This window comes from Pseudomonas sp. 203-8, from assembly GCF_020708595.1.
Taxonomy (GTDB): domain Bacteria; phylum Pseudomonadota; class Gammaproteobacteria; order Pseudomonadales; family Pseudomonadaceae; genus Pseudomonas; species Pseudomonas aeruginosa.
Map to the genome: position 1 here is coordinate 386,843 of NZ_JAJFDF010000006.1, position 11,625 is coordinate 398,467.

9 protein-coding genes are annotated in these 11,625 nt (G+C 67.7%); 7 read left to right on the plus strand and 2 right to left on the minus strand.

Features of this window, described 5'->3' with window-relative positions:
* Positions 1-29: 29 nt before the first annotated feature.
* On the minus strand, positions 30-1,388 hold the full coding sequence (locus tag LJF27_RS16560; RefSeq protein ID WP_023117250.1) for an OprD family porin: 1,359 nt from the start codon (positions 1,386-1,388) through the stop codon (positions 30-32).
* 247 nt (positions 1,389-1,635) lie between these two features.
* Here LJF27_RS16560 and LJF27_RS16565 point away from each other — a divergent pair, with 247 nt between their 5' ends.
* Positions 1,636-2,361 carry an acid phosphatase gene (locus LJF27_RS16565; RefSeq protein WP_003083962.1) on the plus strand — a complete coding sequence of 242 codons (726 nt, stop codon included), beginning with the start codon at positions 1,636-1,638 and terminating at the stop codon, positions 2,359-2,361.
* Positions 2,362-2,384: 23 nt separating this feature from the next.
* Here LJF27_RS16565 and LJF27_RS16570 read toward each other — a convergent pair whose 3' ends face one another.
* Entirely contained in the window at positions 2,385-3,302 is a 918-nt protein-coding gene (locus tag LJF27_RS16570; protein ID WP_003083964.1) for a LysR family transcriptional regulator, read from the minus strand.
* Positions 3,303-3,651: 349 nt separating this feature from the next.
* Between LJF27_RS16570 and LJF27_RS16575 the strand changes: the two genes are divergently transcribed.
* The 6 genes from LJF27_RS16575 (at position 3,652) to LJF27_RS16600 (ending at position 11,519) form a co-directional block, all read left to right on the plus strand.
* Positions 3,652-6,024, plus strand: coding sequence for a TonB-dependent receptor (locus LJF27_RS16575; protein WP_229601857.1), 2,373 nt, complete (start codon positions 3,652-3,654; stop codon positions 6,022-6,024).
* A 40-nt stretch (positions 6,025-6,064) separates the two neighbouring features.
* A complete protein-coding gene (locus LJF27_RS16580; RefSeq protein ID WP_003112660.1) occupies positions 6,065-6,967 on the plus strand; it encodes a TauD/TfdA dioxygenase family protein in 903 nt (300 codons plus the stop codon).
* A gap of 67 nt (positions 6,968-7,034) precedes the next feature.
* Entirely contained in the window at positions 7,035-7,934 is a 900-nt protein-coding gene (locus LJF27_RS16585; protein ID WP_003112661.1) for a TauD/TfdA dioxygenase family protein, read from the plus strand.
* A 646-nt stretch (positions 7,935-8,580) separates the two neighbouring features.
* Positions 8,581-9,699 carry a Re/Si-specific NAD(P)(+) transhydrogenase subunit alpha gene (locus LJF27_RS16590; protein WP_003083972.1) on the plus strand — a complete coding sequence of 373 codons (1,119 nt, stop codon included), beginning with the start codon at positions 8,581-8,583 and terminating at the stop codon, positions 9,697-9,699.
* Positions 9,700-9,774: 75 nt separating this feature from the next.
* The gene (locus LJF27_RS16595; protein ID WP_003083974.1) at positions 9,775-10,083 is read left to right on the plus strand and encodes an NAD(P) transhydrogenase subunit alpha; all 309 of its coding nucleotides are present in this window, start codon (positions 9,775-9,777) and stop codon (positions 10,081-10,083) included.
* Positions 10,083-11,519, plus strand: coding sequence for an NAD(P)(+) transhydrogenase (Re/Si-specific) subunit beta (locus LJF27_RS16600; protein WP_003083975.1), 1,437 nt, complete (start codon positions 10,083-10,085; stop codon positions 11,517-11,519). The genes LJF27_RS16595 and LJF27_RS16600 overlap by 1 nt, the downstream gene beginning before the upstream one ends.
* Positions 11,520-11,625 lie beyond the last annotated feature (106 nt).

Genomic DNA, 11,625 nt, shown 5'->3' on the forward strand with positions numbered 1-11,625 from the left:
CGGGCCGCCCCGCGGGGCGGCCCGGGGCGTCACCAGATCGAGCGGGAGTAATCGACGACCAGCCGGGTTTCGTCGATGTCGCCGTCGAGATAGCTCGCGTTGCCCCGGTGCCAGGCCTGCGAGGCGCGCAGCGCGAGGCCGGCGAGGGGGCCCGCCTTGACCCGATAGGCGAAGCCGAGGTCGCTTTCCCGGTGCCGCCCGTCACGCCTGTAGAGTCCGGCGTAGATGCTCTCGGCGGCACTGCTGGCGCTGGCCCCGGCACGGCCGCGGGCATGCAGCGCATGCAGGCTGAGCCCAGGCAGGCCGAGCGCGCCGAGGTCCAGGTCATAGCGTAATTGCCAGGAACGCTCGCCCGGTCCGTTGAAGTCGGAGTAGCCCACCGAGTTGGCCAGTACCATGGACGCGCTGGAGCGCCCGTCGCCGAAGGCCATGTAGTCGAACGGCTGCTCGCCATGGACACGCTGGTAGGCCAGGGTGATGCGCTGCGGCCCCTGTTCGTAGCCCAGGGCCAGGGAGCTGGCCAGGGTGTCGATGCGGCCGAAGCGGCTCTGGCCGCTGTCGCGGGTGCGGTAGGCGTCGAGGTCGACCCGCAGCGCGCGCTCCCCGCCCAGCGGCTGGCGATGGCTGGCGCCGAAATAGGCCTGCTGCCAGATGTCGTCGAAGCGCGAGGCGTAGAGCGACAGTTGCAGCCGCTCCGTGGCCTGCCATTGACCGCCGAGGAAGCCGACCGCGTCGAGGCGCACCGGATAGGCGCCGAGGCGTCCGTAGACGGTGCTGATGTCGCCGCGGACCTTGGATTCGCCGGGGCCGGAGGCGGCGGTGAAGCGCCCGCCCTCGAGCAGCAGCCCGTCGAACGAGCGGTCCTCCAGCAGCAGGCCGTAGGCCATGCCGGCCAGCGTGCGGTTGCTGCTGGCGGCGAACACCGGCGCGCTGGTGGTGGTCTGGCCGTACTTCAGGCGGGTTTCGCCGTGGCGTAGCCTGAGGGCGCCACCGACCTTGCCGTAGCGATGGTCGGGATGGCCGTCGGCGCCGACCGGCAGGTTGCCGGTGCCGGTGCGGCCGCCGCCGCTGTCCAGTTGCAGGCCGAGCATGGCATGGGCGTCGAGGCCGAAGCCGAGGCTGCCCGGCGTGTAGCCGGAGGCGAACTGGAGGCGCAGGCCCTGGGTGGCTTCCTCGCGGTAGCCGTTGCGCTCGCTCCTGGGCTTGAAGCGGTTGCGCCCGGCGTTGTTCGGGCTGTCGCGGTAGTCGCGGTTGAAGTAGTAGGTGCGAGCGAGGAACTGCAGTTCGCTGTCCTCGACGAAGCCCCCATCCCCGGCCGTCGCGGCCGCCCCTTCGGAAAGCGTGCCGGCGACCAGGCCGGCGAATACAGCGCGTCTGAGATTTTGCATTTATTGTTTTCTCCCACCTGAGTGCCAGGTGGGCGCAGTCTCGGAAGTCGCTCCGCAGGCCGCTTGTGTTTCCCTGCCTCGGCTTTTGCCGGGGCCTGCCATTGGCAGGGGCTGGCATGTGCAACGGCAGGCCGGGTCAAGCATTTCGGAAGTCACCGACGGAGAGTGTGGCGTCGGCCGTCATCCGCAACGGCCGTGGGTGGGAGCCTAGGCTCCCGATGCAACCTCGCCTCAGGGAATACGCTTCATGAACAACAAGACCCTATGCCCTTCGCTCTTGCTCTGCCTTTCGCTGCTTGCACCGCTGTCTTGTCTCGGGGAGACCGCCGCCGCGCCCTATCCGCTGGCCCACCCACCGCGCCTGGCCGACTACCTCCCGCCGCCGCCGGCGGCGGACTCGGCTGCGGCCGTCGCCGATCTCGGCGCGGTGCTGGAGGCGCAACGCCTGCGCACGCCCGAACAGGTACGCCGGGTACGCGCCCACGACCAGTGGGAGGACAACGTCTTCCCCTTCGCCGGCGACCTGCTGGGCGCCTCGTTCGACAAGGAACGCCTGCCGCTGACCCGGAGTTTCTTCAACCGCGCCCAGGAAAACCTGGTCGAGGTGCTGATGCCGGCGAAGAAGCACTTCGCCCGCCCGCGTCCCTACGAAGTGACACCGAAGGTGAAGCCGGTGCTGCCGCCGCCGGAGGGGGAGTCCTATCCCAGCGGCCACACCATGGACAGCTACTTCAAGGCCTCGCTGCTGAGCATGCTGGTGCCGGAGCATCACGATGCGTTCTTCGCCCGCGCCGAGGAGCATGCGCAGAGCCGTGTGCTGGCCGGCGTGCACTTCCCCAGCGACCTGGAAGGCGGGCAGACCGCCGCCGCGGCGCTGGTGGCGAGCCTGCTGGCCGATCCGGCGGTGGCCGCCGACTTCGCCGCGGTGCGCGAGGAGCTGCGCGGCGCGCTGGGGTTGCCGAAACTCCAGTAGAGGAAGGGAAACCGCGCGGCGGCTCAGGCCGCCGCGTGTTGCGCCTGGTCCAGTTCCACCAGCGTCTCGATCATCGCCTTCGCCGCTGCCGAAAGCCGGTAGCCGCTGCGGCTGATGATGCCGCAGCGGGCGCTGAGGCTATCCAGGTTCTGCGGCAGGTTGCGCCACTGTAGCGGTTGCAGTTCGCCGCGCTGCAGGTAGGGGCGCAGGGTCTCGTCGCTGGCGATGCCGATGGCGTCGGTCTGGCGGACGATACGGATCAGCGCGTGCATGTTCTCGCAGCGGATGTTGGCGGCGAAGTCGATCTTGCCGCTGAGGTTCGCCAGCAGCTTGCGGATGCCCGGGGGAATCAGGGTCGAGGCCAGCGGGTAGTTGAACAGGTCGTTGGTGGACAGGCTGTCCTTGCCCAGCAGCGGATGTTGCGGACGGCAGAAGAACTGGCCGCGGCGCGGGGTCAGCGGGCGCGTCTGGAAGTTCGGGTCGGCCTCGAAGTCGCGGATGTCGGCGACGAAGAATTCGATCTCTTCGCGGAGCAGGGCGCGGCTGAGCTTTTCCCAGTTGTCCACGTCCAGGCTGATCTGCACCCGCGGGTGGCGGTTGATGAAGTCGGCCACCGCGTCCGGCACCAGTTGCTGGGCCGGCGCCGGCCCGCTGCCGAAGCGCAGCTCGCCGGCATCCAGCTTGTTCAACTGGGCGATCTCGTGGATCAGGTTGGCCGACCCCTGCACCAGGCTCAGCGCGTGTTGCAGCACCACCTGGCCTTCCGGCGTCGGGCGCAGGTCCTTGCTGCCACGGTCCACCAACTGACAGCCAAGCTCCTGCTCCAGGCCCTGGATGCTGCGGCTGAAGGCCGGCTGGGTGATGCCCATGGCGTCCGCCGCGCGGACGAAACTGCGGTGTTCGGCGAGGGCGATGAAGTAACGCAGTTGGCGCAGATCCATGATGCTTTACCGGCATTGGAAATATTGGACAAAGGCATTTGCCGTTCGGGATGTGCTGGTTTTAAATGCAAGCTCTTATTCCGTCAACAAAGAACAAATTAGAAAAATATGCGATTTAGTAATAAGTATAGATAGACCCCAGGAGCTGAACATGGTCCACCGTGCCTTTGCCGCCCCACCTCCGCCGTTCCGAATGCCCTTCCGCGTCGCCGGCGGCTGTCGCCCCTGACAGTCGCCCGGGGCTGAGCCGTCCGCCGGCCCCCTTCGAACCCTTCGCCAGATCGCTGCCTTGCGCGGCATGGCCGCCTGCTGCCTGCGTCCGGCTGCGCCGGAACCGAGGACATTCACGATGAAGCACCACTACCGCTTGCCGCTCCGCCGAACGCCGCCCGGCGGCTCCGACTACGCCCTGGCCCTGCTGCTCGCCCTCGGCGGTGCGTTGCCGGCCAGTGCCGCCGATGCTCCCGCGCCCGCCGAGGAAGCGCCGCCGCTGGCCAGCAGCGTCCCGGACAAGGCCGATACGGCCCTGGGCAAGGTCACTGTCACCGCGCGTCGCCGCGAGGAGGATTCGCAGAAGGTACCGACGCCGATCACCGTGCTCGGCGGCGAGACTCTCGAGGCCCAGCGCATCTCCCGGGTGCAGGACCTGCAGCAGGTGCTGCCCAGCGTCAATGTCGCCTACATCCATGCGCGGCAGTCGAGCGTCGCCGTGCGCGGCATCGGCAACAACCCCGCCAGCGACGGCCTGGAAGGCAGCGCCGGGATCTACCTCGACAACGTCTACCTGGGACGTCCGGGAATGGCCGTGTTCGACCTGCTGGACATCGAGCAACTGGAGCTGCTGCGCGGTCCGCAGGGCACCCTGTTCGGCAAGAACACCACCGCCGGGGTGCTGAACATCAGCACCCGCGCGCCGACCTTCACTGCCGAGCGTACCGTCGAGGTCTCCGGCGGGCAGGATGGCTACTTCCAGGGCCGCGGCACGGTTTCCGGGCCGCTCGGCGAAACCCTCGCCGGACGCCTCTCGGCCTATCGCACCCGCGACGACGGCTACATCAAGAACATCCACGACGACAACTATCTCAACGGCGGCGAGCGCCAGGGCGCGCGCGGGCAATTGCTGTTCGAGCCGAACGAGGACTTCAGCCTGCGCTGGATCGCCGACTACAACGAGGAGGATTCGAGCAACGGCAGCATGGTGGTCTACGGCGCCGCCGAGCGTTTCTGGCAGCGCGCCGCGCTGGTCGGCGCTTCGCCGTTGCGCGATCCGCAGCGCAGGAAGGTCAACATCAACGGCCGCCAGCACGTCAGCGTGCACCAGGGCGGCAGCTCGCTGGAGGCCAACTGGAACCTCGCCGGCGGCTACCGCCTGACCTCCATCAGCGCCTACCGCTACTGGCACTTCACCCCGGCCAACGACGAGCAACTGAACGTCTCGGCGATCAACGACACCGGGGTGGAAGTGCACGACCGGCAGTTCTCCCAGGAGATCCGCCTGGCCTCGCCCACCGGCGGTGCCTTCGACTACGTGGTGGGCGCCTACGCGTTCAGGCAGAACCTCGGCAACAAGACCTTCACCTCCTACGGACCGTTGGCCGACCTGTACCTGCTCGGCGCCAATCTCGGCGCGCTGAACGACACCTACTCGAAGGCCAACGGCAAGATCGAGACCGACAGCTTAGCGCTGTTCGCCCAGGGCACCTGGCACCTCACCGAACGCCTGGACTTCACCGCCGGCCTGCGCGGTACCTACGAGGAGAAGAACGCCAAGGTCGAGCGCTTCGCTCCGCTGGGCGGCGCGGCGGTCGGCGGGGTCGGCGCGGCGGTGCGCAACGGCCAGCTCGGCGCCTACGATTCCGGCGATCTCAGCCAGTACAACTTCGCCCCTTCGGCGTTGCTCAGCCTCAGCTACCAGTTCAGCGACGACCTGCTCGGCTACGCCAGCCTGTCCCACGGCGAGAAGTCCGGCGGGGTCAACCTGGCGGTGGGCAGCGCACCGAGCGCCGGCGCCGATTCGCTGCTGGTCGGACCGGAGCGCGCCAACGACGCCGAGCTGGGCCTGAAGAGCACGCTCTTCGACCGGCGCCTGCTGCTCAACGCCAACCTGTTCTGGACCGGCATCCACGGCTACCAGGCCACCACCCTGTACCAGGCGCCGGGCTCGACCCAGTTGGTGCAGGTGCTGGCCAACGCCGGCAGCGTGCGCTCGCGTGGTCTGGAGTTCGAGGCCACCGCGCTGCCGTTGCGCGGCCTGACCCTGAACTTCAACGGCTCCTATAACGACGTCACCTACCTGTCGTTCAAGGATGCCCCGTGCCCTGCGGAAGTCAGCACCCGGCCCGGCGCGCCGAGCAGTTGCGACCTCACCGGGCAGCGCGTGGTCGGCGCCTCGAAATGGATCGCCAATCTCAATGGCGAATACCAGTGGCGCCTCGACGACCGCTTCCAACCCTACGTCAGCGCCAGCTACGCCTACCGCTCCGCCGCCGAGGGCACGCTGGACAACTCCGACCTTTCGAAGATCGACGGCTACGCCCTGGTGAACCTCGCCGCCGGTCTGCGCAGCGATCTCGGCGACGGCCAACTGGACACCTCGGTATGGCTGAAGAACGCCTTCGACAAGGACTACTACCTGAGCGCCTTCGCCAGCATCAACGGCTCCTACACCGCATCGGTGGGGCAGCCGCGCACGCTCGGCGTATCGCTGCGCTACGACTTCTGAGCCTTCACCCACGCAGTACCCCACGCATGAGGAACATGACATGAGCAATGCAGCACAAGCCCTCGCCACGCCGGTACGGCTCGACATCCGGCCGGTCGCCGGACGGATCGGCGCGGAGATTCGCGGCGTGACCCTGTCCGGCGAACTGGACGCCGCCACCGTCGAGGCGATCCAGGCCGCCCTGGTACGCCACAAGGTGATCTTCTTCCGGGACCAGAGCCATCTCGACGACCAGACCCAGGAGGCCTTCGCCCACTTGCTCGGCGAACCGGTCGCCCACCCCACCGTGCCGTCCCGCGAAGGCACCCGCTTCCTCCTCGAGCTGGATGGCGCCGAAGGCCGCCGGGCCAACTCCTGGCATACCGACGTGACCTTCGTCGAGGCCTACCCGAAGGCCTCGATCCTGCGCAGCGTGGTGGCCCCGGAGTCCGGCGGCGACACCGTCTGGGCCAACACGGCGAGCGCCTACGCCGACCTGCCGGCGGAGCTGCGCGAGCTGGCCGACCGGCTCTGGGCGGTGCACAGCAACGAGTACGACTACGCCGGGGTCAAGCCCAGCGCCTCGGTGGAGCAGTTGGAGAACTACCGCAAGGTGTTCACCTCGACCGTCTACGAGACCGAGCACCCGGTGGTCCGCGTGCATCCGCAAAGCGGCGAGCGGACGCTGCTCCTCGGCCACTTCGTGAAACGCCTGAAGGGTCTTTCGCAGCATGACTCGGCGCATCTCTTCGCGGTGCTGCAGGGGCACGTCACGCGCCTGGAGAACACCGTGCGCTGGCGCTGGCAGGCCGGCGACGTGGCGATCTGGGACAACCGCGCGACCCAGCACTACGCGATCGACGACTACGGCGACCAGCCGCGCGTGGTGCGCCGGGTGACCCTCGGCGGCGACGTGCCGGTAGGCATCGACGGGCAACGCAGCCGGACGATCCGGAAGGCATGACGGACCCGGCCCTCTCCTCGCCGGGGAGGGCGACCACAGGAAGAACGAACCCGCGAGGACCCCTTACATGAGCCAATCCGCCACCGCCCGGCAACCCGAACCCGAGGTCGCCGAGGCATTCCGCATCACCCCCCTGGAGGCGCCGCTGGGCGCCGAAGTCCGTGGCCTCGACGCGCGCCGGCCGCTGGCGCCGGAGCAGGTCCTGGCGCTCAAGCAGGCGCTGCGCGAGCACCACATCCTGGTGTTCCGCCAGCAGCACCTCGACGATGAGCAGTACTTGCGCTTCGCCACCCTGTTCGGCTCGGTGTTCCAGCCGCCGGCGGACATCCCGGTGCTGTCCTCGGGTGGCGACGGCAAGGTGCCGGACATCGTCAAGGTGGCCAACACCGGCGACGGCGAACTGGGCAACTTCGCCCTGCCGGCACACATCGACCACCAATGGACGCCGGTGCCGTCCTCCGGCTCGTTCCTCTACGCACTGGAGGTGCCGTCCAGTGGCGGCGAGACGCGCTTCACCAATCTGGCGCGCGCCTACGAGAGCCTCGACGAGGCGACCCGGCGCGAGATCGATGGCCTGCGCCTGATCAACTACAACCCCTTCATCCGCCTGCGCGAGGGCGGCTACGGCGGCGGTTTCGCCACCTACCGCACGCCGGACATCGAACCGATCCAGGGCAGCGAGCACCCGCTGGTACGCACCCACCCGGAAAGCGGCCGGCGCGTACTGTTCCTCAGCGCCCACACCGAGGTGGAGATTCCCGGCTACGACCCCGCGCGGGGCCAGGCGCTGATCGGTCGCCTGCGCGAACATCTGGCGCGCCCGGAACTGAGCTACAGCCACGCCTGGTCGGTGGGCGACATCGTCTGGTGGGACAACCAGGCCGTGCTGCATGCGCGCAACGCCTTCCCGGCCAGCGAGCGGCGGCGCCTGAAGCGCATCAGCCTGGCGGGCAGCCGTCCGTTCTGAGCCGGCATCCCCCAGCGTGCGCCGGCTCCTCCGTTGCCGACCGGCGTAGGTCGCTGCGCGCCGCTCTGGCGAGCCCCTTCCGTTCCGGCGAATAGCTAGCAGAACTGCGACATGCTGTCGCAGTTCTGCCATTTCTCCGCGTCTATCCTGCCCATAGGGCAATTCGCCTTTGGTCTAACGAGCTGGCCTGCAGCGCCCATGGAAAGGCGATCCTGACTTTGTAGTCAAAGTTTTGCTTTGCTACTTTGGCCAGGCATCAGGGATTGCTGATACAGCGTATTAAAAACATTAATTACCCCGGCATTCCGCGGCGCTGGCAGGATATTTTCCCGTCGAAGCCGTAGCGGCTTGACCTGATAGCCGGTCATTCACGGCAGGGATGTCATATTCTCGCGCGGGCTTCCCCGGATAGGCTGCACGCCAGTCAGGACGCGCCCGGCGGCGATGGGCGGGAATTGTTGGTCGGTTTATGACTTGTAGTTTCTCTGTCGTATGCCTTCAGAACTTGTTGAAGGCTTTTCGGCTCGATTGCACAATGCCGCGCCAAGGTTCGTTCGCGAATCGCGGTATGTGAGCTAGACCTCCGCAGCCGGTGCGCCATCCGCAGTGCCCCGGACTACTCGACAATCACGCAGGAGATTCGTGAGTGCAGATCGGTGTCCCCCTCGAGACCCATGCCGGTGAGACGCGGGTTTCCGCCACCCCGGAAACCGTCAAGAAGCTGATCGGCCAAGGCCACCAGGTGATCGTCCAGAGCGGCGCCGGCGTCAACGCCAGCCAGCCGGACAGTGCCTATGAAGCCGCCGGCGCGACGATCGGCAGCGCCGCCGAGGCCTTCGGCGCCGACCTGGTGCTGAAGGTGGTCGCGCCCAGCGCCGCCGAGCTGGCCCAGATGAAAAGCGGCGCCGTGCTGGTCGGCATGCTCAACCCCTTCGACAACGAGAACATCGCCCGCATGGCCGAGCGCGGCATCACCGCCTTCGCCCTCGAGGCCGCGCCGCGTACCTCGCGGGCGCAGAGCCTGGACGTGCTCTCCTCGCAGGCCAACATCGCCGGCTACAAGGCGGTGATGCTCGCCGCCAACCACTACCCGCGCTTCATGCCGATGCTGATGACCGCCGCCGGTACCGTGAAGGCCGCCCGCGTGCTGATCCTCGGCGCCGGCGTCGCCGGCCTGCAGGCGATCGCCACGGCCAAGCGCCTGGGCGCGGTGATCGAGGCTTCCGACGTGCGTCCGGCGGTGAAGGAGCAGATCGAGTCGCTCGGCGCCAAGTTCGTCGACGTGCCCTACGAGACCGACGAAGAGCGCGAGTGTGCCGAAGGCGTCGGCGGCTACGCGCGGCCGATGCCGGCCTCGTGGATGGAGCGCCAGGCCAAGGCCGTGCACGAGCGCGCCAAGCAGTCGGACATCGTCATCACCACCGCGCTGATCCCCGGCCGCAAGGCGCCGACGCTGCTGCACGAGGCGACCGTGGCGGAGATGAAGCCGGGCTCGGTGGTCATCGACCTGGCCGCCGCCCAGGGCGGCAACTGCCCGCTGACCGAGGCCGACCAGGTCGTGGTCCGGCACGGCGTGACCATCGTCGGCCACAGCAACCTGGCCGCGCTGGTACCGGCGGACGCCTCGGCGCTATATGCGCGCAACATCCTCGACTTCCTCAAGCTCACCCTGAACGCCGAAGGCTTCAGCGTGAACCTCGAGGACGACATCGTCGCCGCCTGCCTGATGTGCCGCGACGGCCAGGCGGTGCGCAAGAACGGCTGAGCCGCTGCGTCGGGAAGCTTCGATAACGATAAATGCGCACGCCTCGCGCCTGCGCCCTGAAGACCGGTGAAAACGATGGATATCATTTCTGACGGGATCTACAACCTGATCATCTTCGTGCTGGCCGTGTACGTCGGCTACCACGTGGTATGGAACGTCACCCCTGCCTTGCACACCCCGCTGATGGCGGTGACCAACGCGATTTCCGCGATCGTCATCGTCGGCGCCATGCTCGCTGCCGCCCTGACCGTGACCCCGCTGGGCAAGGCCATGGGCACCCTCGCCGTGGCCCTGGCCGCGGTCAATGTGTTCGGTGGCTTCCTGGTCACCCGGCGCATGCTGGAAATGTTCAAGAAGAAAGCGCCGAAGGCGGGGGGCCACTGATGAGCATGAACCTGGTCACCCTCCTGTACCTCATCGCCTCGGTCTGCTTCATCCAGGCCCTGAAAGGCCTGTCGCACCCGACCACCTCGCGCCGCGGCAACCTCTTCGGCATGGTCGGCATGGCCATCGCCGTGGCCACCACCGTCGGCCTGGTGTTCAAGCTGGGCGCGGAGATCGCCACCACCGGCGTCGGCTACATCGTCGTCGGCCTGCTGGTCGGCGGTACCGCCGGCTCGATCATGGCCAAGCGCGTCGAGATGACCAAGATGCCCGAGCTGGTCGCCTTCATGCACAGCATGATCGGCCTGGCCGCGGTGTTCATCGCCATCGCCGCGGTGGTCGAGCCGCAGTCGCTGGGGATCGTCGCGCACCTGGGCGACACCATTCCCACCGGCAACCGCCTGGAGCTGTTCCTCGGCGCGGCCATCGGCGCCATCACCTTCTCCGGTTCGGTGATCGCCTTCGGCAAGCTTTCCGGCAAGTACAAGTTCCGCCTGTTCCAGGGCACCCCGGTGCAGTTCTCCGGGCAGCACCTGCTGAACCTGGTGCTCGGCCTGGCAACCCTCGGCCTGGGCCTGGTGTTCATGTTCACCGGCAACCTCACCGCCTTCGCCGTGATGCTGGCGCTGGCCTTCGTCCTCGGCGTGCTGATCATCATCCCCATCGGCGGCGCCGACATGCCGGTGGTGGTGTCGATGCTCAACTCCTATTCCGGCTGGGCCGCGGCGGGTATCGGCTTCTCGCTGAACAACTCGATGCTGATCATCGCCGGCTCGCTGGTCGGCTCCTCGGGCGCGATCCTCTCCTACATCATGTGCAAGGCGATGAACCGCTCGTTCTTCAACGTCATCCTCGGCGGCTTCGGCGCCGAAGCCGACGCCGGCGGCCCGGCGGGCTCCAAGGAGCAGCGTCCGGTGAAGTCCGGTTCGGCCGACGATGCCTCGTTCCTGCTGACCAACGCCGACAGCGTGATCATCGTCCCCGGCTACGGCCTGGCGGTGGCCCGCGCCCAGCACGCGCTGATGGAACTGGCGGAGAAGCTGACCCATCGCGGGGTCACCGTGAAGTTCGCCATCCACCCGGTCGCCGGGCGCATGCCGGGGCACATGAACGTGCTGCTGGCCGAGGCCGAGGTGCCCTACGAGCAGGTGTTCGAGATGGAGGACATCAACTCCGAGTTCGGCCAGACCGACGTGGTCCTGGTGCTCGGTGCCAACGACGTGGTCAACCCGGCGGCGAAGAACGATCCGAAGTCGCCCATCGCCGGCATGCCGATCCTCGAGGCCTACAAGGCCAAGACCGTGATCGTCAACAAGCGCTCCATGGCCAGCGGCTACGCCGGCCTGGACAACGAGCTGTTCTACCTGGACAAGACCATGATGGTGTTCGGCGACGCCAAGAAAGTCATCGAAGACATGGTCAAGGCGGTGGAGTGATTCCCCGCTGAGTCCACCAGAACCCCGGCCCAGGCCGGGGTTTTTCGTTTTCGCGGGTTGTCCGCGCAGCGTTCTCCGCCGCTTCCAACGGCGAAAACACCAGCCT